This is a genomic window from Micromonospora sp. NBC_00362 (assembly GCF_026342155.1).
Classification (GTDB): Bacteria; Actinomycetota; Actinomycetes; order Mycobacteriales; family Micromonosporaceae; genus Micromonospora; species Micromonospora hortensis.
The window spans coordinates 2,625,695-2,651,144 of the sequence record NZ_JAPENH010000001.1 but is presented as its reverse complement, the minus strand read 5'-3'; the positions used below and the strand labels follow the sequence as shown (position 1 = coordinate 2,651,144).

Here is a 25,450-nt window from a genome sequence, read left to right as displayed (position 1 = left end):
TCCGTGCTGTGAACGCGCTGAGGACACCGAACCGCGCCGATTGACCCGGGTGGCACCCTTGAGCTGTGCGAGTGCTAGTGGTGGAGGACGAGGCCCGGTTGGCGGCTGCCCTGCAACGCGGTCTCCAGGCGGAGGGGTTCGCGGTGGACGTGGCGGCAACCGGCCCGGCGGGCCTGGACGCGGCCCGGCACGGCGGGTACGACGCCATGATCCTCGACGTGATGCTGCCCGGCCTCTCCGGGTACGAGTTGGTCCGGCGGCTGCGCGCGGAGCAGCACTGGTTGCCGGTGCTGATGCTCTCGGCCAAGGACGGCGAGTACGACCAGGCCGACGGCCTCGACTGCGGCGCCGACGACTACCTGACCAAACCCTTCTCGTATGTGGTGCTGTTGGCCCGGCTCCGGGCCCTGCTGCGTCGGGGCGCGCCGGAGCGCCCGACCGTGCTGGCGGTCGGTGACCTGCGGCTGGACCCGGCCCGCCGGCGGGTGACCCGGGCGGACGCCGAGGTGGCTCTGACCGCGCGGGAGTTCGCGTTGTTGGACTACCTGATGCGCCGGCCGGGCCAGGTCGTCTCCAAGGTCGAGTTGTTGGACCACGTCTGGGACGCCAGCCTGGAGACCGCGCCGAACGCCGTCGAGGTGTACGTCGGCTATCTGCGCCGCAAGCTCGGCCGGGACCGGCTGGAGACGGTCCGGGGTGCCGGCTACCGGCTGGCGACGTGACCACCGCCGGCCCGGCCCCCGACCGTCGGGCCAGGCCCGGGTGGATGCCGGTCCTGGGGCTGCGCGGGCGGCTCATGGCGATCGGTGTGGTCGGCCTCACCATCGGGCTGGCCGTGGGCGGGGTGGTGCTGCTCGGCGCGCTCGGCTTCGTGCTCCAGCGCACTGTCGACACCGAGGCGTTCCGCACCGCCGACGCGGTCGCCCTGCTCGCCGCAGAGGACGCGCTGCCGGACCCGCTGCCGGTGGCCGGGGGGCAGGTCCGCGTGCAGGTCGTCGACGGGCAGGGACGAATTCGGGCGGCCTCGATCGATGCCGACCGTCTGGTCCCGATGGTCCGCCCGGAGCGGCTCCACCGCGACGGTCGACAGCGGCTGGAGGTGCCGGCCGAGCGGGTCGGGCTCGTCGGCCCGGTCCGGGTGGTCGCCGTACCCGCCGGCACCGCGGCCGACCCGCTCACCGTGCTGGTCGCCCGCTCGATGGCCGACGTGCGGCACAGCACCCATGTGGTGCGGACGATCCTGCTGGTGGCGTTCCCGCTTCTGGTGGCCGTGCTGGCCGGGGTGGCGTGGCGGGTGGTGGGCGCGACCCTGCGGCCGGTCGAGGCGTTGCGTCGAGGTGCCGAGGAGATCACCGGGAGGGCCGGCGCCGGCCGGCTGCCGGTGCCGGCGTCGGCCGACGAGATCCACCGTCTGGCGGTCACCCTCAACGGCATGCTGGGCCGGCTGGAGTCCGCCCGCGTCCGACAGCGGGCCTTCGTCTCCGACGCCGCGCACGAGTTGCGCAGCCCGTTGACCAACATCCGGACCGAATTGGAGGTGGCCCAGCGCCTCGCCGACCGGACGGACTGGACGGCGGTGACCGCCAACCTGCTCGCCGACACCGACCGGTTGAGCCGCCTGGTCGACGATCTCCTGCTGCTGGCCCGCCTGGACGAGACTCCGACGGCCCGGGGGACCGGCCCGGTGGAGCTGGGCGCGTTGCTGACCGAGGTCGCCGCCCGCTACCCGTCACCGCCGGTGCTGGTGACGCCGCCGGCCGGCCCGCTCTGGACGGTCGGCACCGTCGAGGAGTTGCGTCGCGTGCTGGCCAACCTGGTCGACAACGCGGTACGGCACGCGCACGGCAGTGTCATGCTCGCGGCGTCGGCGGCGGCACCGACGGTGGGCTCCACGGTCACGCCTGGCGTCGGGGCGTACCACCTGGTGACGGTGACCGACGACGGCCCGGGGATCGCGGTGGCCGACCGGGAGCGGGTCTTCGACCGCTTCACCAGGCTGGATGACGGACGGGCCCGCGACGACGGGGGCGCCGGCCTGGGGCTGGCCATCGTCCGGGAGTTGGTTCGACGCGCGGGCGGCGGCATCACCCTGACCGACGCGCCGGAGCAGCGAGGGTTACGGGTGTGCCTGCTGCTGCCGGCGTTGCCGGCCGAGGACCCCCCAAGTTAGACGGGCCGTGACGGCGACCTCCCCCCATCGACCACCGATGCCCCCTTTGCTCTGCACCCGCGGATGCGACAGCTACCCAACGTGATGCTCGCCGGCGCGCGCCGAAGCGACGGCCACGACGTTTCATCTGGTCACCCCAAGTGGTGCGTATAGGTAAGCAGAGCAAAGCCTGAAAGGGACCGTGGGCTGGGGCGTCGGGTGTGACCGCGCGTCACGGCAGGTTGGTCAACAGGTACGCCCACGCTGAGTGAGGTCTGTGGGGGTAGCGGCCGGGCGGTGAAGGCGGGGCGTAGCGGGCAAGGGCAGTGGGTGGCAGGCAGTGGCGGGCGGGGGCAAAGCTGGCGGGTCAGCGGCTGGCGGGTCAGCGGCGGCGGGTGCAGACCTGCTTGGAACGCGCCACGGTGTCGGTGGACCAGGCGACGGCGACGGTGAAGCAGAAGTCGTTGGTGCGGTTGAGCGCGTAGATGACGAAGCTGGTGGTGCCGGCGGGCAGCGTCGCGAAGATGTTGTGGGTCTGGCCGGTGCGGCCGCCCGCGATGACCACCGGGCCCTCGCCGCCGGCCGGATAGGTCCAGTTCAGCGCGATGCTGTCCCGGGTGTCGCGCAGGGTCACCGCGCTGGGTGGGGTGCCGGGCGGCGCCGCGGCGGCAGCCGACGTGGGTGCCGAGCCGCCCGGGGCGGGCGCGGCGCTGGCCGGCGCGCCGGTGCTGGGGGAGGCGCTGGCCGGCGGCGGGGTCGGTTCGTCGTCGCCGTCGACCCGGGCCACCCCGGCGATCACCGCTGCCGCGCCGAGGAGCACCACGACCACGCCGGCCACCAGCACCGGGACCAGCCGGTTGCGCTGCTCCGGCGGCGCGCGGTGCACGGGCACCGGCAGCAGCCGCGACGGCGTGTACGGCTCGACCTGCCCGTACGGGTCTGGCCGCGCGTACGGGTCTGGCCGCGCGTACGGGTCTGGCCGCGCGTACGGGTCGGACGGTTGGTGCTGGTCGGACGGCGTGTACGGGTCGGGCGACGTGTACGGGTCGGCGGGTCGGTGCAGTCGGTAGACCCCTGGCTGCTCCTCCGTGCCGCCGGCCAGCCCGACCACCGACGGGGGCACCGGAGGGTCGGTGGGGTGGGGCGACGGCTCGTCCGCCGATTCGGTCGACCACCTGCCGCCCGTCGACCCGACCGCCTCGTCGGAGGGCAGCCGGGGGTTGGGCACCGCCCCGGCGTGGTGGGTTGCGGCTGCCTGCGGGTGGTAGCCGGATTCGGCTGGCCCGTCGCTGTGCGGTGGGACGCGGGCGGCCGGCACTACCGGCGTGTCTCGAGCCGTGGGCGGGTTGTCCGCGCAGGCGTGGTCGGGACTGGCCGCCGCCCGGGCCAGGGCCGCCACCTGGGTGGCCAGCGGGTCGTCGGCGGGCAGGTGCTGGCGACACAGCTCGCGGGCCAGTGCCAGGTTGTCGTGTGCCTCGGTGAACTGCCCGCAGTCGCGCTGCATCGCCCCGAGCCGCGCCAGCATCTTGATGCCGCTGGGGTGCCCGTCGCCGTACACCTCGCGGTGCAGCTCCCAGGCGTCCTGGAGGCGGTCGCGGGCCACAGTGCACTGGCCGCGCGCGTACTCGACGGTGGCCAGGTCGGCGTGCGCGGCGAGCACCCGCAGTGACTCCGGGCCGTCCTGCGCGGTCAGCTCGATGATGACTTCCTGGTAGAGCCGCGCCGCCCGGGAGTGGCTGCCGACCCGGTGCAGCACCGCGGCCAGGGTCGCCGCGGCGGCCACCGTGCGCGGGTCGGCGCGGCCGTGCAGGCGGGTGGTGGCCGCGTACGCGAAAGCTGCCCACCCGCGGGCCGAGTGCGGCTCGCCGAGGGCGATCAGCACCCGCGCCTGGAGGCTGGCCGCCTCGGCCAGCTCGGGGGTGGCGTTGGCCGGGCGGGGGTCGGCGTCGGTGAGCGCGTCGGACAGCAGTTGCTGCGCGCCGGCAAGATCGCCGGAGGACACGAGGTGGTGCGCCTGATCAGTCAGTTCACCGAAGCCGGAAGACACGCCCCATCGTGCTCATCCGACGACGGTAAGTACAAGACCCGCGCCGGTGTCGATTGGTCAGGATCCGGTCAGGTGCTCGGCCAGGGTCTCGCTGATCCGGCGTAGCTGGTCGACCTGGGCGGGGCTCAACGCGTCGAACAGGTGTCGGCGTACCCCCTCGACGTGGCCGGGTGCGGCGGCCGCGAGGGTGGCGAAACCCTCGTCGGTGAGCAGCGCGATCTGCCCGCGCCGGTCGGTGGGGCAGTCCTCACGGCGCACCCAGCCGGCGGCCTCCAGTCGGGCCACGGCGTGCGAGAGCCGGCTGCGCGACGACCCCGCGGCCTGCGCCAACTGGCTCATCCGCAGTTGGCGACCGGGGGCCTCGGAGAGCTGGACCAGGATCTCGTAGTACGCGTGCGGCATGCCCGCGTCGCGTTGCAGCTCACGGTCGAGAGTGTCCATCAGCACCCGGGAAGCGGTGAGGTACGCGCGCCAGGTGCGCTGCTCGTCGGGGTCCAACCAGCGGGTCATGACCGCCATCATACTCCGGATGGTTGAAGGTTCAACTAAACTGCGTTAGTCTCGGGTCATGGGTATCCACCGGCTCAACCACGCGGTCCTCTACGTCAGTGACCTCGCCCGCAGCGTCGCGTTCTACAGCGACGTGCTGGGCTTCCGCCCGGTGGCGATGACCCCGGACGGCTTCCGGGGCGCCACCTTCCTCCAGGCCCCCGACTCCACCAACGACCACGACCTCGGCCTCTTCGAGATCGGCGCGGGCGCCGGGCGGTCGACCGCCGGCCGGTCCACCGTCGGCCTCTACCACCTCGCCTGGGAGGTGGACACGCTCGACGACCTGGCCGCCACCGCCGAGCGGCTCGCCGCGGCCGGCGCCCTGGTCGGCACCTCCGACCACGGCACGACCAAGAGCCTCTACGGCAAGGACCCGGACGGTCTGGAGTTCGAGGTGGTCTGGCTGATCCCGGCCGACCTGCTCGACGACACCGCGCTGGCCGCCCGCAAGCAGATCGGTCGGCTCGACCTGGACGCCGAGCGGCAGCGTTACGGCGGGCAGACCCGGGGCGGGGTGGGGATCTCCGTCCCGGCCTGACCGGCCGTACGGTAGAACGGACCGATGCCGACCGACCGGACCACTGATTTCCTCCGCGACCTGCTGGTCCGCCAGTTGACGACCTGGCTGCCCGCGGCCCTGCACCGCTCCCGGCGGGCCACCATAGCCCTCGCGGGCGCCGACGCGGGCAGCGCGGAGGCCGCGCTACGCCTGGTCGCCACGCACGGCGACCAGGTGCGCGGCCGGCAGGTGACGGTGCTGGTCCTGGCCGACGCCGCCGCCGACCTGCCGGCCCGACTCGGCCCGATCGAGGCGGAGCTGCCCGCCGAGGTCACAGTGCACCTGCTTCCTGGCGAGCCGTATCGGCTGCCGGTCGCGGTGAAGGCCGCCGGGGCGGCCGGCGCGCCGCTGTTCTCCTTCGTCGACCTGCCCGGGGCGGTGACGCCGAAGCTGCTCACCGCCACGACCAACGGCCGGACCGGAGAGCTGCTGCTGCACACCGGCGACAGTGCCCGAGACGTGCTCGTCTCCGCCGGCTTCCCCCTGGTCGCCGAGGTGGCGCCGGTGCTGCCCGGCGGAGAGGCCGCCGGGGTGATCGCGTTCGGTAGCCGCTCCGACCGGAGTCTGGAGGCGGTCCGTGACGCGCTCTGGGCGGTCGGCGCGGACCTCGGCGTGCGCTACCGCGACCCGCTGGACCCGACCGGCACGACTGTCGACGTGGTCGGTGATCCCGACCTCGAACCGTTGGCCCACGAGCTGTTGGCCGAGTTGCGGGCGGGCGGGCCACGGCCGGTGACCGAGCTGCGCCGGCACACCCTCACCGCGACGGTCTACCGTGCCGCCGACGCCAACCAGGCGCTCGTCGAGCTTCTCGACGCCGGCGCCGTGCGACGCGATCGCGAGTCCGGGCGGCTGGCCGGCGACGAGATCATCACCCTGGCGCGCTGAGCGCCCCCCGTCGCGCCCCCCGCCCACGCGATCTTGCACTTTCTGCTCCGGCATAAGGGTTATTCCACGCAAAACAGCGACAGAAACTGCAAGATCGCCGGGGCGGGCCGGGGCCGGGCCGGGCCGGGGCGGGGTGGGGCGGGGCGAAACGCCGAGCGGGGTGCCGGTGAATCACCGGCACCCCGCTCGACTCCCGGGATGCTTACGACCGGGACTTGTCCTGCTTCCAGCTCAGCGGACCCGGCAGGTCGACCCGGTGCGCGCGGGCCTTGGAGTTCCAGGACCAGCGACCGATCTTGATGCTCCACGAGGAGAAGCCGTTCTCGGTGAAGTTCAGGATGATCGGACCGTACTTCTTGCGCTTGCGAAACATGAGGCCCATCGGAGGTCTCCCCTCGTCACCGTTCCCTGCCGTGTCGAGATCGAACATGCCCGAACCGACAACTTTTGAAACCCTCTCACCGTCCGTCCTGGACGGTCGCCCATCGGGCATCGCAATCTCTATCCAACAGATAGGTGTTGCGGCGTGGTAAACACTGGTTGGGGTGCTCCGTAACATCGTCAGCGATAGAAGTCTCATCTTCTGGAAGGCCGTTGACCGCTCGTTCCGATCCCGGGCAGCATGGGGTCATGTCGCAGCGGGATGAGCTACTCCTCACCGCTCGTGTGCACGTCGACCTGGTCCGGCACGCGAGCGCGCTCTGTTGAGCTGACCGGTCCATCCGGCTCGGCTCCAGCGCCGCACTCTCACCGCCCGCCCGCTCAACGCGGAGCAGCGTGCCCGCACGCCCTCATCCGGGCGTCCCCGCTCCCATCGTGGACAGATCAGGAGACTCCTCATGTCCCCACCCCGTCGTGCAATTCTGCGTACCCTCGCCGCCGTTGCCGCGCTGGTAGTGCTCACCGCCACCGCCGGCTGCGGCGGTGACGCGGCAGCCGACGACGCCCAAGCCAGCGAGCTGCGCTACCAGGGCTCGGTCGGTCAGGTCACCCTCCCCGAACTCGCCGCCGACCTCGGCTACCTCGGCGACGTCAAGCTCACGTGGATCGGCAACGTCACCGGTGGTCCGCAGGACATTCAGGCCACCGCCACCGGGCAGAGCGACTTCGGCGGCGCGTTCAACGGCGCCATCGTCAAGCTCTCCACCGCCAACGCCCCGATCACCGCGGTGGTCAGCTACTACGGCTCGGACGCGCAGACCTTCCAGGGCTACTACGTGCTCGACGACAGCCCGATCCGCCGTCCTCGTGACCTGATCGGCAAGAAGGTCGGCATGAACACCCTCGGCGCGCACGCCGAGGCAGTACTCAAGACCTGGCTCGCCCGAGGCGGCCTCACTCCCGCCGAGGTCAAGCAGGTCGAGCTGGTCGCCCTGCCACCGGTCAACACCGAGCAGTCGCTGCGGCAGCGGCAGATCGACGTCGCCGTGCTCGGCGGGGTGATCCGCGACAAGGCGGTCGCCAGCGGCGGCATCCGCACCATCTTCACCGACTACGAGCTGCTCGGCGCGTTCAGCGGCGGCACCTACGTCTTTCGCGACGACTTCATCAAGCGCAACCCGGAGACCGTCAATGCCTTCGTCACCGGGGTCGGCAAGGCCATCGAGTGGGCCCGTACCCAACCCCGGGAGGCAGTGGTCGCCCGGATGCGGGACATCATCGGCAAGCGAGGCCGCAACGAGGACCCGTCCCTGGTCGCGTACTGGAAGAGCAGTGGGGTCGCCGGCCGTGGCGGCGTGATCGGCGAGCAGGAGTTCGGCACCTGGATCGACTGGCTCGCCGCCGAGGGCGAACTCAAGGGCGACCGCCCGAAGCCCGGAGACATCTACACCAACCGATTCAACCCGTTCGTGGACGGGGGGAACGCGTGAGCACCGACAAGATCGTCTTCGATCGGGTGAGCAAGACCTTCCCGGTCCGCGCGAGCCGGCGTGGCGGCGCCGGCGCGGTCACCGCGCTGGACGCTGTCACCCTCGGGGTACGCCCCGGCGAGTTCCTGGTCGTCGTCGGCCCCAGCGGCTGCGGCAAGTCCACACTGCTCGACCTGCTCGGCGGGCTCACCGAGCCGACCGCGGGGCGGGTGCTCGTCGACGGTCGGCAGGTCACCGGTCCCGGCCTGGACCGGGGCATCGTCTTCCAGCAGTACGCGCTGCTGCCCTGGCGCACCGCCGCCGGCAACGTCGCGTTCGGCCTGGAGGCCAAGGGGGTGCCCCGCGCCGAGCGCGCCGCCCTGATCGAGCACCACCTCGACCTGGTGGGCCTGCGCGGGTTCGCCGACCGCTATCCGCACGAACTGTCCGGCGGGATGAAGCAGCGGGTGGCCATCGCCCGCAGCCTCGCGTACGACCCGGACGTGCTGCTGATGGACGAGCCGTTCGCCGCCCTGGACGCGCAGACCCGCGACTCGTTGCAGGACGAGCTGGTGCGGATCTGGGCCCGTACCGGCAAGACCATCGTGTTCATCACCCACGGCATCGACGAGGCCGTCTACCTGGGTCAGCGGGTGGCGGTGCTGACGTCGCGGCCCGGGCGGCTCAAACAGGTCATCGACATCGACCTCGGCGACCGGGACGCGGTCGAGGACGTCCGTTCCACCGACGCGTTCCGCCACCACCGCCACCAGATCTGGACCCTGCTGCGTGACGAGGTGCGGGCTGCCCAGGCGGCCGAGGGCACCGGCGTCCGCCACACCGAGGAGGCCCGCGTTGGTTGACATCGCCGAACGTCCCGCCCGACTCGCCGGACCACCCACCGTGCCCCGCGCTGCGGCCGACAGTGCCGCTCCCGGTCGCGCCGGTCGGCTGTTCGGCATCGGCACGAAGGTGCTGCACCGTACCGTCGCCATCGCCGCGCTGGCCGCGATCTGGGAGGGCGCACCCCGGCTCGGGCTGGTCGACCGGGTCTTCCTGCCCCCGCTGTCGGAGGTGCTGGTGGCCTGGTGGGAGTTGCTGCGCAGCGGGCAGCTCGCCGAGCACGTGGGCGCGAGCCTCACCCGGTCGTTGGCCGGGCTCGGCCTGGCGGTGCTCACCGCCATCCCGCTCGGGTTGCTGATCGGCTGGTACCGGCCGCTCGCCGAGCTGCTCAGCCCGCTGCTGGAGGTGTTCCGCAACACCGCCGCGCTGGCCCTGCTGCCGGTGTTCGTGCTCATCCTCGGCCTGGGCGAGACTTCCAAGATCGCCCTGGTGCTGTACGCGTGCTCCTGGCCGATCCTGCTGAACACCATCGCCGGGGTGAAGGGCGTCGACCCGCTGCTGATCCGGTCGGCCCGCTCGATGGGGCTCAACCACCTGCGGCTGTTCCAGAAGGTGATCCTGCCGGCCGCGGTGCCGACCATCTTCACCGGCGTCCGGCTGGCCGGGGCGTACTCGATCCTGGTGCTGGTCGCGGCCGAGATGGTCGGCGCGAAGGCCGGGCTCGGCTACCTCATCAACTACGCGCAGTACAACTTCGCGATCGCCGACATGTACTCCGGGATCATCACGATCTCCGCCATCGGCCTGGTCGTCAACCAGCTCCTCGTCGCCCTCGAACGTCGCTTCTCCACCTGGCGCGTCGACGTCTCTGCCGGATAGGACGGACACCAATGACCCGCACCCTGCACCTCAACGCGTTCCTGATGGGCGTCGGCCACCACGAGGCCGCCTGGCGGCACCCCCGCACCGACCCGCGTCGGGTCACCGACGTACGGCACTTCCAGGAGCTGGCGCGGATCGCCGAACGCGGCACCCTCGACTCGCTCTTCCTCGCCGACGGTCTCTCGGTCGGCCCGAACCCCCGACACAACATCCAGGCCGTCTTCGAACCGCTGACCCTGCTCGCGTCGCTCGCCGCGGTGACCGAACACATCGGTCTCATCGCGACGGTCTCCACCACCTACAACGAGCCGTTCCACGTCGCCCGCAAGTTCGCCTCGCTGGACCACCTCAGCGGCGGTCGGGCCGGCTGGAACATCGTCACCTCCGCCCAGGAGCGGGAGGCGGTCAACTTCAACCGGGACAGCCACCCCGAACACGCCGACCGTTACCGGCGGGCCGCCGAGTTCGTGGACGTGGCGGTCAAGCTCTGGGACAGCTGGGAGGACGACGCGCTGGTCTTCGACACCACAGCCGGGGTGTTCGCCGACACCGACCGGGTGCACGAGGTGGCGCACCGCGGGCCGGAGTTCCAGGTCCGTGGCCCGCTGAACATTCCCCGGGGGCCGCAGGGCCGACCGCTGCTGGTGCAGGCCGGCTCGTCGCCGGACGGGATAGCCTTCGCCGCTCGCTACGCCGAGGCGGTCTTCACCGCGCAGCAGACCCTCACCGACGGGCAGAGCTTCTACGCCGAGCTGCACCGGCAGGTCACCGCCGCCGGCCGCGACCCGGAGCTGGTGAAGGTCCTTCCCGGCATCGCGCCGGTGATCGGCGGCACCGAAGCCGAGGCGCTGGCGCTCGCCGCCGAGCTGGAGGAGCTGATCGTCCCCGACTACGCAGTGGCCCAGCTCTCCGGGATGCTCGGCATCGACCTGACCGGCCTGCCGCTGGACGGGCCGCTGCCGGAGCTGCCGGCCGCCGGCACCGTGCAGGCCCACCAGAGCCGCTACCAGCTCGTCACCGAGCTGGCCCGCCGGGAACAGCTCACCATCCGCCAGCTGATCGGCCGACTCGGCGGCGGCCGGGGTCACCGGGTCGTCGCCGGCACGCCGGAGCAGATCGCCGACCAGATCGAGTTGTGGTTCACCCAGCGCGCGGCCGACGGGTTCAACATCATGCCGCCGCACCTGCCCGGCGGGCTCGCCGACTTCGTCGACCACGTGGTGCCGGTGCTGCGCTCCCGAGGGCTGTTCCGCGCCGAGTACACCGGTCGGACGCTGCGCGAACACTACGGCCTGCCCCGACCGGCCAGTGCGTACGCCGCGTCGGCCCTGGTGCCGGCGTGACCACCGTGGAGCGCCCCTCGGCGGACATCGCCGAGCTGCGACCGGTGAACCGGGACCTGTTCCGCGCTCTGCTGCGGCGGCAGGCCAGCAGCGTCACGGTGGTCACCGCTGTCGCCCGCGCCACCGACCCCACCTGCCTGGGTGGGATCGGCGCGCCCATCCGGGCGGGCTTTACCGCGACGTCGTTCACGTCGGTGTCGCTGGACCCACCGCTGGTCTCGTTCTGCCTCGGGGTGGCGTCGTCGAGTTGGCCGGTGCTCGCCCGCGCCGAGCACGTCGCCGTGCACCTGCTGGGCGCCGGGCAGCGGGAGGCCGCCACGGTCTTCGCGACCAGTGGCATCGACCGGTTCGCCGCGTACCCGGACTGGACGTCGGGACCGTTCGGGGTGCCGCTGCTCGACGGGGTGCTGGCCCGGCTGCTCTGCCGGGTGGTGCACCGGGTCCCGGCCGGCGACCACACGCTGGTGATCGCCGAGCCGCTGGCGCTCGGCGACTGTGGCGACGGCACGCCACTGGTCCACCACCGGGGCGGCTACACCACCGCCGTCTCCCCGTGAGCGCAGTCACCACGGCCGATCTGCTCGCGTTGGACCGGGCCGCCCAGGACCTGCTGTTCCGGGCGGCCCGCACGGCCAACACGTTCACCGACGAACCGGTCACCGACGCCCAGGTCGCGGCGATCCACGACCTGATCCGGTACGGGCCGACGGCGTACAACGGTCAGCCGTTGCGGGTGCTGCTGCTCCGTTCGGCGGCGGCGCGGGCGCGGCTGTTGCCGTACGTCTCGTCGAGCAACAGGGCGAAGACGGCTACGGCGCCACTGGTGGCGGTGCTCGCCGCCGACGTGGACTTCCACGAACGGCTGCCGGAGCTGTACCCGCACCGGCCGCAGGCCCGCGACTGGCTGAGCGACCGCCCGTCCCGCGCCGAGCAGGCCCGCTTCAGCGCGACCCTCCAGATCGGCTACCTGCTGGTGGGCGTACGGGCCGCTGGGCTGGCCGCCGGCCCGATGGCCGGGTTCGACGCGGCAGGGGTTAGCCGGGAGTTCTTCCCCGACGGCCGGCACGAGGCGCTGCTGCTGCTCAACCTGGGCCGCCCCGGCCCGGACGCCTGGGATCGGCGGCTGCCCCGGCTCAGCACCGAGGAGGTGGTGTGGGCGCTGTGAGCCGACCCGAGGTCAGCGCGGCTCCCACGCGTCGGGCAGTGCGGTGAGCTTGCGGACGTGCGCGGGCAGTCGACCGCTGACGATCTCGGCGAGGCTCACCTCGTCGACGACCCGCCGCACGGCGGCGCGCACGGCCACCCACAGGCCGGGCAGGTTCTCCGCCGACCCCTCGTACCGGGTTTCCTCGGGGCGCAGCCCGCGTACCCCGGCAAGTGGGCCTTCGACGGCGCGCAGCACCGCGCCGACTGTCACCTCGCGTGGTGGACGCGCGAGGGTGTAGCCGCCCTCGGCGCCACGTTGGGCGCGGACGATGCCGGCCCGGCGCAGATCCGCCAGGACCGCCTCCAGGAACTTGCGGGGCATGTCCTGCTCCGCGGCGATGGCCTGGGTGGACAGCAGCGAGGGGTACGCGGTGGCGAGGCTCAACGCCGCCCGTACCGCGTAGTCGCCGCGCGCGGAGATCTGCACAGTGCCATCATGCCCGCCCGGTGCCGCCGGGCCCTCCGGCGGGCGGTCCGGGTCTCGTGGCGTGCCCGCCGTTTGTGGGTTCGCCCGGGGTGCCGGGGCGGAACCAACCGCCGTTGACGCCCGTCGACTCGGCCGGCGGTCGAGGTCGGACCACCCGGCCGGCCACCGGTTGATCCCGGGCGGCCCGGAACGCGCCCGGGCTGACCCCGATCTCGCGGGTGAAGAAGCGGCCGAAGTTCGTGGGTTCGGAGAAGCCGAGCCGCCGGCCGATCTGGGCGATCGGCTGATCCGTCGCGGCCAGTAACCGGCTGGCCTGCAACGCGACCCGCTCGTCGATGACCTGTTTGGCGCTGCGACCGGTAACGGCCAGGCAGGCCCGGGTCAGGGTCCGCACCGAGCAGCCGAGTTCGGCCGCGTAGTCCTCCACCCGTCGGGTGTGCGGGTAGCCATGTTCCACCTCGCTGCGGAACCTGTGGAACGTCTCGTCCTCGGGGCGGGACGGCGACCGGTCGTCGTGGGCCACTGCCAGCCGGAGCAGCAGCACCGCCAGTTGATGCCGGAGCAGCGCGCGGGCGGTCGGGCTGTCGGGGTGCCGCCGACAGTCCACCGCCAACTGGCTCACCTCGCTGATCACCGCGTCCTCGTCCTCACCGGCCAACTGCCGCCAGGTCGCTGTCGTGGTCAGGTCGACGTCGAAGCCGTGCAGCGCCTCGGGCTCCCAGGCGACCACTGTGGCGTCGAACTGGGGGCCGGCGCAGCGCAGCACCTGGCCGGGGCGGACCCGCAACAGCGTGCCGGGCCGGCACGGCAGCAGGTGAAAGTCGAGTTCCGCGTCGCCGTGCCCACGCGTGGTGAGAATCAACAGCTCCCGCTCGACGATCACCGGCCGACGCCAGCCCGGGGCACCGGCAAGATCGGCCAGCGCGAACGTGGCTATCTCGTCGGTGACCGGAGACGCCGTTCCGATCGATGGCGCGGGGGAGGGATCGGTGGAGACCATCGCCTGCGACGGTAGCCCGAACCGCAGGTCACCGCATCCCGATCGACGTTCGCAGCGGAATCCGCGGCAAGCTGCGGGCTTGTCGCGGTCCCGGCGGCCGGGCTACGTTACCCGGCGGTAGCGCCGCCGGTCAGCGGTCCACCCGGTATCCGCCGGTCACCCGACCGGCCGGCGGCACCCGCCGACTCGCGATGGGATGGGCATGACGCAGCTGTTCTCGGTCGAAGGTAAGACGGTCCTGGTCACCGGCGGCTCACGGGGGATCGGGCTGATGATCGCTCAGGGCTTCGTCCGGGCCGGCGCACACGTGATCATCTCGTCGCGCAAGGCGGACGTCTGCGAGGCGGTCGCCACCACCCTGTCCGCCGAGGGCCGCTGCGAGGCAATCCCCGCCGACCTGAGCGACAACGCCGGCGCCGAGGCGTTGGCCGCCGCCGTACGCGAGCGCTTCGGTCGCCTCGACGTGCTGGTCAACAACGCCGGCGCGACCTGGGGCGCACCGCTGGAGGACTACCCCGAGGCGGCGTTCGACAAGCTCTGGGCGGTCAACGTCAAGGCCGTCTTCCGACTCACCACGGCGCTGCTGCCGGCGTTACGCGCCGCCGCCAGCGCCGACGACCCGGCCCGCGTGATCAACATCGGGTCGATCGACGGCATCCGGGTGCCGATGATGGAGGTGTACGCGTACTCGGCCACCAAATCGGCCGTGCACATGATCACCCGCAGCCTCGCCCACCAGCTCGCCGGTGAGCAGATCACCGTCAACGCGATCGCGCCCGGCCCGTTCGAGAGCAAGATGATGGCGTTCGCGCTCGACGACCCGGCGAGCCGGGCCGCCATCGAGCAGCAGGTGCCGCTGGGCCGCATCGGGCGCCCCGAGGACATGGCCGGCACCGCCATCTACCTCTCGTCGCGCGCCGGCGCATACCTCACCGGGGCGGTCATTCCCGTCGACGGCGGCATCACCACGCACGGCTGAGCACCGGCCGACCCGGGGAGCGCAGTGCGCGTACTTCCTGGGTGTGTGCCGGGGCCGCGCGGATTCGGCAGATCCGCGCGGCCCCGGTATGGCCGGTGTTGCAGGTTCGGGCGGTCAGCGACCGGCGAGCAGTCGGTTCACCGCCGTGTCGACGTCCAGGTGCTCGGCCTCACGGCCGCGCGGGACGACGACGTAGGTCCGTCGAAGGAAACGCACCAGGACGCTGCGCGGCACCTCGAAGAGGGCGTTGCCGTCCGGTGACGAGAGGGCCAGCGCGACGAAGTCGCCGCGCGGTGTGGCCCAGGGCCAGACCCGCACATCCCCGATGCCGGCCGGCTCGTCCAGGCCGGTGACCAGAAGTTCGCGAGCGAACGACCAACTCACCGCCTCGCCCCCTGCCGATTCGGCATGGAACAGGACATGGACCGCATACGGGTCAGCAGGGTCGTAACGCAGACTGGCACGCACCGGCAAGGCGGTGGCGTCAGGTGCGACGAGCCTTAGCGACGTCTCGACCTCTACGGTCGTCGGTCGGATGACACTCATGGACGTTCTCCCCCCGGCACCGCTGCGGAACGCGCGTGTCCCGCTTTTCCCATACTCAGGTGCTACTCCTGGCTACGCTCCGCCATACGCTGACTTCACCCAGTGGTGGGAAGGGGGACGGAAAGGCCGCGTGAATGTGAGCATTCATGTAGGATTTCCGGTTCTGCCCAGTGCGTGATCCCGCCCGGTATCGGGTGGCTCAGTCGTCGACTTACTCCGGTAACGTCCAGTCGGCCGTTGCAGTGACGGGCCCGAGCGACACTGGGGGGTGAAATGGTGACGAAGCAATCCTCAGTGGATCCGGCGGCGGCGCCCGGCCCGCCGAACGTCGCGGTCCGAGCAGCCGAAAAGCGGGGGTACGGAGTGCCGATGGAGCAGCCCGAGCGGGCCGGTCGGCCGGCGTCCGACGCCGGTCGTCCCGGTGGTGATGGCACCGATGGTGGCGGCGGCAGCGGTGCTGGTCGCGGCAGCGATGCCGGTGCTGGTCGTGGTGGTGGAGTCGCGGTGCAGGACCCGCCGCGTCGTCCTCGCTGGCGTGAGCGGATCTCGCTGACCCTCGACCTCATCCGCGCCAACCCCACCGGCCGGATCGCACTCAAGATCTTCATCGCGATCGCCGGGGCGCTGGTGGTGACCATCGGCATCGCCCTCATCCCGCTCCCCGGGCCCGGCTGGCTGCTGGTGATCGCCGGCCTGGGCATCTGGGCCGTCGAATACCACTGGGCGCGCCGGCTGCTCGGCTTCACCCGCCGCCACGTCCACGGATGGACACGCTGGGTAACGAGACAGTCGCTGCTGGTGCGAATCGTGCTCGGCTCTGTCGGCCTGGTCTTCGTGGCCACGGTGGTCTGGCTGTCCCTCAAGTACAGCCTCGGCATCGACGTGGTGGCCGAGGCGATGCACTACCTCGCGACCCACTGACCCCGGATTTCCGGTCCGGTTCCACGATCGGGTAGAGTCAGTGGCGCTGAGGGCGATTAGCTCAGTGGGAGAGCGCTTCGTTCACACCGAAGAGGTCGCTGGTTCGATACCAGCATCGCCCACTCTCAGTTTCCGCAAGTCAGAGGCCGCTTCCCGGGTTCGGGAGGTGGCCTTTCTGCTTGTGTGGAGTAGCCGCGGTCAATGTGTCTGTGTGGCGTGGCCGGAGGATGGTGAACGTGACGGACGTGCTGAAGGTTGACGACCTTCGCCGGGTATGCGGCGTGCTGCTGGACATGGTGGAGGAGCGGTTCGGCGCGGAGATCGACCTTGCGAGCGTCGGTGTCGATCTCTACTGGAACGTCGACCTGGAGACCGCGTTCGACCTGAGAGACGTTCCGGGATCGGGAATCGACGTCGGGCAGTGCGGTGACGACGTGGCAGAGCTACATGCACTGCTGCGCCGTCCGGCAGACCCCGTGCCGACGCTCTGGCACGACCTGCAACATCTCGCCGGTGTCCTGAGGCTGCTGGCCTACCTCGACCTGCCAGGTGTCAACGCCAGCGAGAGTTGAAGGAGCACCAGCGGCACCGCTGCCCGGCCTGGCCGACTGGTGTGTCAGTAGCCGAGAGAATCGCCGAGCCGCTTGAGTGCGTCGCGGGTCGCCCTCGACGAGACCTGGTTGCCGCAGGCTGCCCCCACCCGTGTAGGTGTGCGAAACCGGGCCATCGTGGACGGCAATGCTGCGGTGCTGGGCCGCTCAGTGTATTCGGAGAACCGGCACAGCGGCCGGTGCGATCGAGAGCCGGCGGGACGTGACCCGCATCAGCGGCAGGAAGGCCACGCTGGCGTGCTCGACGAGCGCCGGAGTAGCGCCGGGTGCCGACGCGTCATCCGGACGTAACCCCGGAGTCTGAGAGGCCGTGCGGCCAACCAATGACACGCTCGGCGGTGACGCCTCGAAGGTCGGTCCCGTTCCACCGGGCCCCGGTAACGTCCGTTCGTCCATACTCCGGATCGTGCGTCAGGACGTAGCTGAACCGCGCGTAGGACAGATCCGTGTCACGCAGGTCGGCATCCCGTAGATCACAGCCAGAGAAGCTGGCACCGCGGAGGGAGGCGCCCCGGAGGTCGACGCCACGGAAGTCACACAACTTGAATGAGTATCCATCAAGTGTGCGATGCCGAAGATCGCGACCCGCGAACGACTTCTTCGTCGCGCCGGGCAGGATGCTCATCCGCGAACGGTAGCGTGGTCGTCCACTGCCGAACCACCGGCTTTCTATTCACTGACCTGCGAGGCATTCGGCAGGGCAGGCGCCCGCTGGTGTCTAGTCCCACCATGCTCGACAGATCCGTCCCAGCACATACTTTGACGAGGCGCCTAGATCGTTCGGGGGTCACGTCATTGTCGGTAGATGTTCCCGTCGGCCTGAGGGAGGCCGTGATGCCGCTGGATTCTGGCTCGGTCGGTTGCGGGGTGGCGTAGCGACTTGCAGCGCTGGCTCGCCGTCGGGACGTAGGCTCCCGGCGTGACCGTGTACGACATCGCCGCGCGGCTGCCATCCATCGACGTGTTGCGCGAGCGCTGCAAAGCCCTAGCGATGCTCGATGCGATCGTCGAGGGCGACTACTATGCCTACGACCGCGAATGGGGCGAGGACGAGGCAGCGTCGATGCGTAACGGCAGCGGCGAGGAGTACGACATAGTCTTCACCGCCGACGGCGTATTCGTCCGGGGTATCTACCACGAGTCGTCGATGTTCAACTACAGCGACGGGCGGCTGTGGCCGGGCCTCCTCGACGGAATGCCTGAGCAGTTCCAGACGCAGGTACACGAGCCTGCGTTCTGCCGGCAGGACGGCACCCTTGACGCCACCTTCGTCCTCTGGCGGCGCACCAACGACGAGCGGTGGCATGCCGGCAACGACATCGACTTCTCACCTGCCGACGACGATGAGGTCGACCCAGACGGCTCATGGCTGCTCGACATCCTCTGCGACGACATCGTCTCGGAATACATCGAGCACGCCAAGGATGTCTACGAAATTGAACTGGATCACGCTGTGGTTGAACACGTCGTTGCGCTCCGTCCACTGACCGACGCAGCCGTGAGCGCGCTCAACCCGGAAGTTGAACTGGCCGACCTGCGCGAGAAGGCAAAGGAGTACGGCTACCCGACCACGGCGGCGTAGAGCCCCGGGTCAACCCGCACGAACCTGCCGCAATTGCGGTCCTGTCACCGTAGGTGAGGGCTGCGGCCAAGCGGTGGAATCGCCTTTCAAGCACCTGGTGGGACGCCACTGTCAAGCATGTCCCGTGACGAGGCAAACAGCCGCCCGCTGATGTATGGGAGGACTTCTGTACGTCCATCAAGGCGGCCCGAGACGGGCCGCAAGCGCCGCCGCCTGTCGCTCCGCTGGCGCTCCGACTCCGGCCACGCAACATGCCCCGGCGGCTGGCGCGAAAGCGAAGGCTTCAGGGGCTGCCGCGGCACGACAGACCGTTGACGAGCGAGGTGGTGGGCCGTTCGGATCGTCGCGGGCGCCGGCTGGGCCCAAGATCGTGCCGTTTCCAGGCCGTCAGAGGGAAACGGGCGACGCCCAACGTTGAACATCAATGCCAGGCGTAACAGCCGCTCACAAGGCAGAGAGCCCGCTTTGGTCGATTACGCCCCCGCCGCTGATCATCACAACGCCAAGTGTTGAACGCTTACTCCTGTGGCGGGGGAGTGAGCCAGGCCAGGGGTTGTCCGCTGAGGGCGGCGTCGGCAAGGCGGTGGGCGCTGGCGGTCTTTAGCGCGGCTCGTGAGCTGTCGATCCAGCGCTGGACGTTGTCGATGCCTTGGTGGCGGTACTCGACGGCTTGGACGAGGCATTCCAGCTTGTCGGCGTCACGGGCGACGACAGCTTCTAGTGTCTCGCCGGCTTCGTATTCGGCGACTGCGGCGGTGATGACGTCGGCGACGGCTGGGGGGCAGGCGGCGACCTGGTCGGCGGTGACGGCGGTGTTGGGTACGGCGGTGAGGTAGCGCTTGGCGATGTGTGGGATGTCGGTGATTCGGGTTTCCTGGGTGTCGTGCAGGGTGCAGAGCATCGACACTCGGGCTGGGTCGGCGCCCTCCATGGCGGCGAGCATCATTCCGATGAGCGCCGTTCGGAAGGAGTGCTCGGCGATGGATTCGGGTTGCTTAACGCCGGCGAACCACCAGCCGGTGCGGGCGGCGCGTTTGAGGACGCCGGCTTCGAAGATGAAGTTCATCGCTCCGGCGGCGTCGTGGTCGTCGGTCATCTGCCCGTCCCTGTGCCGGTGAGTCCGTCCGCCCGCAGGCTGTAGACGATAGAGGTTAGTTCCTGCCGCGACTGGGCGGAGATCCGGTCACTGTCCAGGAGCGGGACACTGTGGTCGAGGAGTGTTCGAGTCGCGGCGGGGTTGTCGAGAGCGAGACCGCGTCGTGCGGCCAGCAATGCCCAGACGTTGTGGATGTTGAGGTCGACGAAGGGATGCCCTGGATCGATGCGCTCGACCAGGTGCCGAAGAAGGATTGAGCCATGCCAGTCAGCGAGCGTTTCGGGCATGAAGGAGTCGTCGCGGTGGCGGTACGGGATCTCGCCCACCCAGTACGCCGAGTAGTTGAGGGCCGCTCGCTCGCAGGCGTCGTCGGGGTGTGCGCGAGCGATGAAGTCTCGTAACGGTTCCGGGTCTCCCTGGTTGGCGAGGGACGTGACGACGGAGCGGGCGTCGGGCCACAGCGGTGACCAGGTGCGAAAGATGGTCGTGCGGCGTGCTCGGGCGGTGGTCTGGGTCAGCCAACCTGCTGCTGCCCTGGTGGGGTCCATGCCGGCGAGGAAGCAGGCTTGCCGGTGCAGCAGCACATTGCGATGCCGTCCGGCTGCGGCCCGGTCGGCGAGCACCTGGAGGTGAGCGAAGAACGCACGTTGCTCGTCGACGGACAGGCTCGGCCCGGACGCGACGGGACCGCGTCGGGGATGGGCGACGGGTAGCCCCCTGGCGAAGGCCGGTGTCTGCCCGAGAACGGCCCAGAGGATCAAGTCGGTCAGGCGGTGGGTGAGTACGGACCAGCCAAGCGGGTGTTCGGCGATGTCGCAGCGGCCCACATGTTCGTTGAGGACGGCGGCGAGGATGAGATCCGCCTCGGCGGCGTCGTCAAGTGCTGCGAGCAGGAGTGTGTTCGCGCCAAGCCGTCCGAGCCGGCGTCGGACGGCGATCGACTGCCCGAGCGGTACCGCGGTGAATGGCCGGCGCCCGGACTCCCAGCTTTGCACGGTCACGCGATCGACGTTCAGGTCGACGGCGAGCTGCTCCTGCGTGAGCGGGATGGACTCCCGGATCAGCTTGAACAGGTAGCCGGTCACCTCGCCGCGATGCGGTGCTGATCGTCCGTGACCTTTCATGCGTCATCCCTACGTTGACCCGTGGTCGACGTTCCGCTGTGGAACCGATGCTGCGGCAGCTCATCTGGCCTGCTCACTCGTACTGCGGGTGAGTCCCACCGCCGTCGCCGTGATCGTAGCGTCGCAGTTACCGAACGTTCCAGATCCGGTCCCGTCGTTTCGGGGTCGGCCGTGGAGTGCTGCCCAGCGGAGGGAGCCAGTGATGCGGGACAGGACACCACCATGGCGACGAGTGACCTACGACCAGTACCTGATCGCCGTCGCGATGACCCTGGCACGGCGACACCGCCCGGCTTGGTCGTGGCGGAAGTGGAGCTGGGTCTGCCGCTGTGGGGCGGAACTGCCCTGTCGCAGCCGACACCGCATTCCGATCAACCGGGGGCACTGGCCCGCCGAGGAGGAGCAGTGAGCAACGCGGCCGAGCGGCAGATCCTGGTCGTACACCTGCTCGCTCAGGACGGCCTGGGCACCGGTTGCCGGGCGTGGTGGTCGCGGCTCACGCCGTACCCAAGCTGGCAGGTGGACTGGGCGACGAGCCGGCAGGCGCGGTCGATGACGGCGGCGCTGCTTGGAGGCCGCGCATGACCACGCACGGCCCGGTGCTGCCGATCTGGAGCTGCGGCGGCTGCGCCGCGCCCTGGCCCTGCCGCACTCGGCAGCGCGAGCTACGCGCCGAGTTCGACGACGCCCCGATCTCCCTGGCCCTCTACCTCGGTGCGCAACTGGTGCGGGCCTCCGAGGACCTGACCTGGGTGCCGGCGGGTGCGCTGCACAGACGCTTCCTCGGCTGGCTTCGGTGAGCATCCTGCGGACCTACGATCAGTCCTCGTCGTACTCGGACTCGTCGACCAGGCCCATCACGAAGGTCTCGAAGTCGGGGGCGAGGACGGTGATCTGGTAGTTCCACTCCTGGTCGACGTGCACTACGGCAGGCTCACCGGGCGAGCGGTAGTCGAGGGCGATCATGTCGTGACCCGCCGACGGGCAGTCGGCGATGTAGATGCCGATGTCGGGGTAGCCCCATTCCGCCACCCAGAAAGCGCTGCCGATCTCGCCACAGAGGCTGAACCCGGCAGTTCGACCGACCGAAGCCAACGTGTACACGCCAACGTGGTCATCAGCCCAGGAGGTTCGGCTGGGTGCGGGGTAGGCATCACGGGCGAAAGAGCCGCCGTTGTGTCGACGGGCCAGGTCGACGTACGCGGTGGGCAACTGGTAGCCAAGCTGCGCTTCCACCGTCCGCAGAACCTCGTCGGTCAGCGGGGGGCGGAGCGCGGAGTGGGTCAAGGCAGTTCAGTCGTCTCCGTATTCGTCCACGTCCAGCTCGGCCCTTGTGTGGTGTAGGAACTCCAGGGCTCGGCGATCGAGGTGCCAGCCGAGTCGTTGATGCTGGTCGCCATCGTCGTCATTGAAGTAGCGCACCACCTGCAGTGTCGAGGTGATGCCCTCCCCCTCCGCTTCATCGATCACTCTCACGAGGGCCGCGATCTGATCAGCGATAGGCCCAAGGCGGTCGATGATGCGGTCGATCTGCTCATCGACCGTCAAGCCGCTGTCACGACACACAACCCTCCACGAGTGGACGGCCGGCACCGGAGGGTTCTCCCTCTTACTCCCCTTGACGCTGATCTCGTCTGGCTCCATGCCTAACCGTGTCGCCATCTCGCGCGAAGGGAGACGGTCCGAACGCAACGAGAAGTAGACGTACTGATGTACCCGCATGGCCCGATCATGGCAGCGCGCCAGCGCGACAGACCAGCGTCACCCTGGCGACGCGAATTCGCCGTGCAGCCGTCAGTTATCGTCGGAGAACGACCTGAGAGGGAATCGACATGCCTCCGTCTCCAGCGCTGCGATGACCCGGTCCGGACGACATCAGATACTGCGGTGGACGGCCGCTGTGCTCACAGTGCTCGTCGGCGTGGTCCTCGTGGTGACGGTTAGTCGGTTCATTCCGGCCTACCGGGCCGAGCCGACGCTTTCCGGTCAGTCCGGCTACCTGGGCACGATCCTTGGCGCGGTGGCTCTGCTTGTCGTGATGGTGCAGTCCCTGCGCTGGCTGGCCCGTCGAGAGGAGCCACTCGGGCTGCTCGCGCGCCTGCAGTTGAAGGTCGCCAGCGACGTCGCCGCCCGGGCCGCGCAGATGCGCCGGACCGCGGAGGACATCGACCTGGCGTACGGGGCGGGTGGCGAACCCGATACGACGCTGCACGCGCTCGCCGATGGGCTGCGGCACCGGCAGACACGGGTGGTCCTGGTCGCCCACCCCGGCCGCGGGAAGTCGTACAGCACGCTGCGGATCGCGCTGGAGTTGGTGAACGACGATCCGCAGGTGCTTCCACTGGTCGTGCCGTTGAGCCGCTGGACCGGTCAGAGCGACATCACGACCTGGCTGGCCGGCTTCGTCGCTGTCGAACTCAACGTGTCCCGCCGATCCGCCCGGGAGCTGATCGAGTCGGGCGACGTGCTGCCCCTGCTCGACGGACTCGACGAACTCTGCAGCACGGAGGAGGCTGTGGAGCCGGCCGAGTGGTTCCTCCAGCGGCTCGTTGACTGGCGGCTGCGCGGCAAGCGGGCGCCGTTCCTCCTCACCTGCCGTCAAGCCACCTGGCGGGCGATCCGGGCGGACCTGCGCGAGCATCACACCTTGACCTCGTACACGGTTCGGCCGGTCGGCTACGCCGACGCCACCACCTATCTGTCGCGCTCCATCGGCGGCACCGACCGCTTCCCGGTGGCGGAAAGCCTGGCCGAGTCGTTGCGGGACGCCGGCCAGGTGAGGGCGCTGAAAAGCCCGTGGCAGCTGAGCATGGTGGCGGAGTTGGCCCGCAATCGGCGGTCGATCGGCGGTTCATCTGAGCAACTGGTCACCGGCGCGGAGGCGGCTGATGTCCGGTCGCTGGTGGCACGGTACGTGGAGTCGGTCGTCCTGAGCGGCTCGATGTGGCGCCGTCTCCGCAACGTCGCCGACCTGTACTGGCTGTCGCGGTATGCACGCTACTTGGAGCACAATCGCGTGACCCAGGCCAGCTTCGCAGGACGGGCCCTGCCGTCGCACGACATCGTGCTGCACCGACTTTGGCCGATCGCCGGCCGTCGGGTGCCTCGCCTCGTGGACCTCGCCATCTGCGTACTGATGTCGGCGCCCGGCTTCGTCTGGCTGACTCTGTTCCTGTGGCCACGCGGGTGGCTCGGTCGCGGTGTCCTGCTCATCGGCGCTCTGACCTGGGTGGCGATGCTCGCGCGCACGAGCACGAAGCCGTGGGTGCCCGCGGCCACCCCAGACTGGTCCCGCCTGGGCAATCCACGGTTCTTCTTGCCACAGGCAGCAACGGCCCTGCTCATCGGCGCGGCCGCCTGGGTGCTCGTTGACCCGTTGGTCGGGCTGATCGGATTCGCTACGTCGTGGCTCGCGATCGGGCTGACCGTGGGGTTCGGACAGACCCTGGCCACCGATGCCCGCCCGGAAATCGTCGGCCCGCTGGGCGTCCTGCGCCATGAGCGCACGGTATCCCGGCTCTCCGCGGCGGTCGTCTGCCCGGCAGTGGTGTGGGGCTTCAGCTACACGTGGGGTTTGTGGCCCGGCGCGGTGCTGGGTATCGGCTATTGCGTGATCGTCGGCGAGACGGTCGCCTGCGCGCTCTGGCGGCGCTACCTCGCGATGATCGTCGCCTCGGCGTTCCGGATGCCTCCGGCACCGGCCCGCTGCCTGCAGCGGATGTGCGCGTTCGGCTTCCTGCGCCCAGCTGGCATCTCGTATCAGTTCCGCCACGACGACCTGCTGTCGCACTTCGCCCACCGACACGACGCCCGTGAACACCTGAGTCGCGTGAGAGCCGGGGCGGGCGCTCGTCAACAGGCCAGACCGACGGTCGAGTGAGCCAGCGTGATTCCCCAGCGAAAGCTCGAATTCCCCGGCCGCTACGCGCCGCCCTTGACCCCGGATCCCTCTGCTACCCCTCGGGCCAGCGTTGCCGGTAGGCCAGGGCCTGCCCGTGGTGCACGCGCCGCATTCCCACCACTGTCTCATCGTGACGTGCGGCGTCAGTTTTCGCTCGACGTCGACAGGGTCTTCACGACCGCCGCCGCCAGGCTCATTGCCTTCTCCTGAGCCGCTGCGGTGATCTCGGCAGCGGAGTTCTGCTGGCGTGGCCACAGCGCGAGCGCCTCGATGCTGATCAGCAGTGGTCCGTGCGCGAAGACCAGCCGGGCGTCGCCGGGCAGATAATCCACCCCTGCGTCGATTGCCGGGTCTACTCGTTCAACCGTCGCGGTGGTTAGCCGCGCGCTCGTCGAGGCGATGGTCACCGCGCCTGACCCCCACCGTGCAGTCGCCTGGCCGATGTTGAGGCGGAACTCTTCGCTCGGGCAGCGGGCGGCTCGCGCCCTCGTTGCGCCGGCGACGGCAGCAGAGGCATCGGGCAGGTGAAACACCCGGACATTCAAGAGGGTCATCGGGGGCTGGATGTTCTGGAAAGACGGCACGGGGTTGACCTCGAGGCCAGCGGACCACACTGCGTCAAGCTGCAACCCGGTGTTCTTTGCGCGGTCTGGATCGGCGATGAGCAAGTCGCAGGGTTCGTACCACGCCTCGCCGGTCTCGATCTCGCCCTGCCGGATGTCGTCGCCGACACCGGTCTGCTTGACCAGCCCTCCAATAGTCGCCATCAGGGCCTGCGGCTCGTTGGGCAGGGCCGATCGGGTGGCGCTCACCGACGGCGTCGGCGGGGCAGGCTGTTCCACGCAGCCGGCAAGTCCCGCCAATACCAGCACCCCTGCGATAAGAGGACCGCCGCGCATTCGCCCACCGACAATCATTGATACCCCGCTTCCATTCGGGCCGCA

The 25,450-nt window shown here is 70.3% G+C and carries 31 protein-coding genes and 1 tRNA gene; 20 read left to right on the top strand and 12 right to left on the bottom strand.

Going from position 1 to position 25,450, the window contains the following annotated elements; all coding sequences use genetic code 11:
• The first annotated feature begins 65 nt into the window (after positions 1–65).
• Together OG992_RS12040 and OG992_RS12035 are read left to right on the top strand one after the other, a co-directional pair.
• Positions 66–722 (top strand): response regulator transcription factor, encoded by a 657-nt coding sequence (locus tag OG992_RS12040; RefSeq protein WP_238686584.1) that lies wholly within the window; start codon positions 66–68, stop codon positions 720–722.
• A gap of 74 nt (positions 723–796) precedes the next feature.
• Positions 797–2,170, top strand: a complete 1,374-nt coding sequence (locus OG992_RS12035; protein WP_266305192.1) for an ATP-binding protein — start codon at positions 797–799, stop codon at positions 2,168–2,170.
• A 361-nt stretch (positions 2,171–2,531) separates the two neighbouring features.
• On the opposite strand, the gene OG992_RS12030 is transcribed toward OG992_RS12035, so the two are convergent.
• A complete protein-coding gene (locus OG992_RS12030) occupies positions 2,532–4,196 on the bottom strand; it encodes a tetratricopeptide repeat protein (RefSeq protein ID WP_266303268.1) in 1,665 nt (554 codons plus the stop codon).
• A 57-nt stretch (positions 4,197–4,253) separates the two neighbouring features.
• On the bottom strand, positions 4,254–4,715 hold the full coding sequence (locus tag OG992_RS12025) for a MarR family winged helix-turn-helix transcriptional regulator (RefSeq protein WP_030333595.1): 462 nt from the start codon (positions 4,713–4,715) through the stop codon (positions 4,254–4,256).
• A 49-nt stretch (positions 4,716–4,764) separates the two neighbouring features.
• Here OG992_RS12025 and OG992_RS12020 point away from each other — a divergent pair, with 49 nt between their 5' ends.
• Together OG992_RS12020 and OG992_RS12015 are read left to right on the top strand one after the other, a co-directional pair.
• A complete protein-coding gene (locus OG992_RS12020) occupies positions 4,765–5,286 on the top strand; it encodes a VOC family protein (RefSeq protein ID WP_238686582.1) in 522 nt (173 codons plus the stop codon).
• A gap of 24 nt (positions 5,287–5,310) precedes the next feature.
• Complete coding sequence (locus OG992_RS12015; RefSeq protein ID WP_238686581.1) at positions 5,311–6,195, top strand: hypothetical protein; 885 nt, start codon at positions 5,311–5,313, stop codon at positions 6,193–6,195.
• Positions 6,196–6,397: 202 nt separating this feature from the next.
• Here OG992_RS12015 and OG992_RS12010 read toward each other — a convergent pair whose 3' ends face one another.
• The gene (locus OG992_RS12010; RefSeq protein ID WP_030333600.1) at positions 6,398–6,577 is read right to left on the bottom strand and encodes a DUF4236 domain-containing protein; all 180 of its coding nucleotides are present in this window, start codon (positions 6,575–6,577) and stop codon (positions 6,398–6,400) included.
• A 248-nt stretch (positions 6,578–6,825) separates the two neighbouring features.
• Here OG992_RS12010 and OG992_RS33905 point away from each other — a divergent pair, with 248 nt between their 5' ends.
• From OG992_RS33905 to OG992_RS11980, 7 genes are all read left to right on the top strand, one after another.
• Entirely contained in the window at positions 6,826–6,903 is a 78-nt protein-coding gene (locus OG992_RS33905; RefSeq protein WP_349881247.1) for a putative leader peptide, read from the top strand.
• 131 nt (positions 6,904–7,034) lie between these two features.
• The gene (locus OG992_RS12005; protein WP_266303267.1) at positions 7,035–8,066 is read left to right on the top strand and encodes an ABC transporter substrate-binding protein; all 1,032 of its coding nucleotides are present in this window, start codon (positions 7,035–7,037) and stop codon (positions 8,064–8,066) included.
• Entirely contained in the window at positions 8,063–8,908 is an 846-nt protein-coding gene (locus tag OG992_RS12000; protein ID WP_266303266.1) for an ABC transporter ATP-binding protein, read from the top strand. Before OG992_RS12005 ends, OG992_RS12000 begins: the two co-directional genes overlap by 4 nt.
• On the top strand, positions 8,901–9,767 hold the full coding sequence (locus OG992_RS11995; protein ID WP_266303265.1) for an ABC transporter permease: 867 nt from the start codon (positions 8,901–8,903) through the stop codon (positions 9,765–9,767). Before OG992_RS12000 ends, OG992_RS11995 begins: the two co-directional genes overlap by 8 nt.
• Positions 9,768–9,778: 11 nt before the next feature.
• On the top strand, positions 9,779–11,113 hold the full coding sequence (locus OG992_RS11990) for an LLM class flavin-dependent oxidoreductase (RefSeq protein ID WP_266303264.1): 1,335 nt from the start codon (positions 9,779–9,781) through the stop codon (positions 11,111–11,113).
• The gene (locus tag OG992_RS11985) at positions 11,110–11,670 is read left to right on the top strand and encodes a flavin reductase family protein (RefSeq protein WP_238686576.1); all 561 of its coding nucleotides are present in this window, start codon (positions 11,110–11,112) and stop codon (positions 11,668–11,670) included. The genes OG992_RS11990 and OG992_RS11985 overlap by 4 nt, the downstream gene beginning before the upstream one ends.
• Positions 11,667–12,278 carry a malonic semialdehyde reductase gene (locus tag OG992_RS11980; protein WP_238686575.1) on the top strand — a complete coding sequence of 204 codons (612 nt, stop codon included), beginning with the start codon at positions 11,667–11,669 and terminating at the stop codon, positions 12,276–12,278. The genes OG992_RS11985 and OG992_RS11980 overlap by 4 nt, the downstream gene beginning before the upstream one ends.
• 12 nt (positions 12,279–12,290) lie before the next feature.
• Here OG992_RS11980 and OG992_RS11975 read toward each other — a convergent pair whose 3' ends face one another.
• Both OG992_RS11975 and OG992_RS11970 read right to left on the bottom strand, forming a co-directional pair.
• Complete coding sequence (locus OG992_RS11975; protein WP_030333674.1) at positions 12,291–12,746, bottom strand: Rrf2 family transcriptional regulator; 456 nt, start codon at positions 12,744–12,746, stop codon at positions 12,291–12,293.
• 7 nt (positions 12,747–12,753) lie between these two features.
• Complete coding sequence (locus OG992_RS11970) at positions 12,754–13,746, bottom strand: helix-turn-helix transcriptional regulator (RefSeq protein WP_266303263.1); 993 nt, start codon at positions 13,744–13,746, stop codon at positions 12,754–12,756.
• A 202-nt stretch (positions 13,747–13,948) separates the two neighbouring features.
• Between OG992_RS11970 and OG992_RS11965 the strand changes: the two genes are divergently transcribed.
• Complete coding sequence (locus OG992_RS11965; protein ID WP_238686573.1) at positions 13,949–14,725, top strand: glucose 1-dehydrogenase; 777 nt, start codon at positions 13,949–13,951, stop codon at positions 14,723–14,725.
• Between the two features lie 114 nt (positions 14,726–14,839).
• Here OG992_RS11965 and OG992_RS11960 read toward each other — a convergent pair whose 3' ends face one another.
• Positions 14,840–15,271, bottom strand: coding sequence for an SsgA family sporulation/cell division regulator (locus OG992_RS11960; protein WP_007457244.1), 432 nt, complete (start codon positions 15,269–15,271; stop codon positions 14,840–14,842).
• A gap of 273 nt (positions 15,272–15,544) precedes the next feature.
• Here OG992_RS11960 and OG992_RS11955 point away from each other — a divergent pair, with 273 nt between their 5' ends.
• From OG992_RS11955 to OG992_RS11945, 3 genes are all read left to right on the top strand, one after another.
• Positions 15,545–16,192 carry a PGPGW domain-containing protein gene (locus OG992_RS11955; RefSeq protein WP_266303262.1) on the top strand — a complete coding sequence of 216 codons (648 nt, stop codon included), beginning with the start codon at positions 15,545–15,547 and terminating at the stop codon, positions 16,190–16,192.
• 50 nt (positions 16,193–16,242) lie between these two features.
• Positions 16,243–16,314, top strand: a tRNA-Val gene (locus OG992_RS11950).
• Between the two features lie 105 nt (positions 16,315–16,419).
• Positions 16,420–16,764, top strand: coding sequence for a hypothetical protein (locus OG992_RS11945; protein ID WP_266303261.1), 345 nt, complete (start codon positions 16,420–16,422; stop codon positions 16,762–16,764).
• Between the two features lie 316 nt (positions 16,765–17,080).
• Here the strand turns inward: OG992_RS11945 and OG992_RS11940 are convergent, their stop codons facing one another.
• Entirely contained in the window at positions 17,081–17,428 is a 348-nt protein-coding gene (locus OG992_RS11940; RefSeq protein ID WP_238686570.1) for a pentapeptide repeat-containing protein, read from the bottom strand.
• Positions 17,429–17,722: 294 nt separating this feature from the next.
• Here OG992_RS11940 and OG992_RS11935 point away from each other — a divergent pair, with 294 nt between their 5' ends.
• Complete coding sequence (locus OG992_RS11935) at positions 17,723–18,385, top strand: hypothetical protein (RefSeq protein WP_238686569.1); 663 nt, start codon at positions 17,723–17,725, stop codon at positions 18,383–18,385.
• A gap of 517 nt (positions 18,386–18,902) precedes the next feature.
• Here the strand turns inward: OG992_RS11935 and OG992_RS11930 are convergent.
• Together OG992_RS11930 and OG992_RS11925 are read right to left on the bottom strand one after the other, a co-directional pair.
• Positions 18,903–19,481 (bottom strand): HD family hydrolase, encoded by a 579-nt coding sequence (locus OG992_RS11930; protein WP_112671432.1) that lies wholly within the window; start codon positions 19,479–19,481, stop codon positions 18,903–18,905.
• Positions 19,478–20,605, bottom strand: coding sequence for a DNA-binding transcriptional regulator (locus OG992_RS11925; protein WP_238686568.1), 1,128 nt, complete (start codon positions 20,603–20,605; stop codon positions 19,478–19,480). The genes OG992_RS11930 and OG992_RS11925 overlap by 4 nt, the downstream gene beginning before the upstream one ends.
• Before the next feature lie 232 nt (positions 20,606–20,837).
• Between OG992_RS11925 and OG992_RS11920 the strand changes: the two genes are divergently transcribed.
• The 3 genes from OG992_RS11920 to OG992_RS11910 are packed head-to-tail and all read left to right on the top strand — an operon-like array spanning position 20,838 to position 21,405.
• The gene (locus OG992_RS11920) at positions 20,838–21,014 is read left to right on the top strand and encodes a hypothetical protein (RefSeq protein ID WP_238686567.1); all 177 of its coding nucleotides are present in this window, start codon (positions 20,838–20,840) and stop codon (positions 21,012–21,014) included.
• Positions 21,011–21,190 carry a hypothetical protein gene (locus tag OG992_RS11915; protein ID WP_238686566.1) on the top strand — a complete coding sequence of 60 codons (180 nt, stop codon included), beginning with the start codon at positions 21,011–21,013 and terminating at the stop codon, positions 21,188–21,190. The genes OG992_RS11920 and OG992_RS11915 overlap by 4 nt, the downstream gene beginning before the upstream one ends.
• Complete coding sequence (locus OG992_RS11910; protein ID WP_238686565.1) at positions 21,187–21,405, top strand: hypothetical protein; 219 nt, start codon at positions 21,187–21,189, stop codon at positions 21,403–21,405. The genes OG992_RS11915 and OG992_RS11910 overlap by 4 nt, the downstream gene beginning before the upstream one ends.
• A 19-nt stretch (positions 21,406–21,424) precedes the next feature.
• On the opposite strand, the gene OG992_RS11905 is transcribed toward OG992_RS11910, so the two are convergent.
• Both OG992_RS11905 and OG992_RS11900 read right to left on the bottom strand, forming a co-directional pair.
• Positions 21,425–21,892: an SMI1/KNR4 family protein gene (locus OG992_RS11905; RefSeq protein ID WP_266303260.1), complete on the bottom strand. Its 468-nt coding sequence runs from the start codon at positions 21,890–21,892 to the stop codon at positions 21,425–21,427.
• 6 nt (positions 21,893–21,898) lie between these two features.
• Positions 21,899–22,327, bottom strand: a complete 429-nt coding sequence (locus tag OG992_RS11900) for a DUF4279 domain-containing protein (RefSeq protein ID WP_266303259.1) — start codon at positions 22,325–22,327, stop codon at positions 21,899–21,901.
• Between the two features lie 178 nt (positions 22,328–22,505).
• Between OG992_RS11900 and OG992_RS11895 the strand changes: the two genes are divergently transcribed.
• Positions 22,506–24,485 (top strand): NACHT domain-containing NTPase, encoded by a 1,980-nt coding sequence (locus tag OG992_RS11895; RefSeq protein WP_266303258.1) that lies wholly within the window; start codon positions 22,506–22,508, stop codon positions 24,483–24,485.
• Positions 24,486–24,649: 164 nt separating this feature from the next.
• Here OG992_RS11895 and OG992_RS11890 read toward each other — a convergent pair whose 3' ends face one another.
• Complete coding sequence (locus OG992_RS11890; RefSeq protein ID WP_266303257.1) at positions 24,650–25,378, bottom strand: hypothetical protein; 729 nt, start codon at positions 25,376–25,378, stop codon at positions 24,650–24,652.
• Positions 25,379–25,450: the final 72 nt, after the last annotated feature.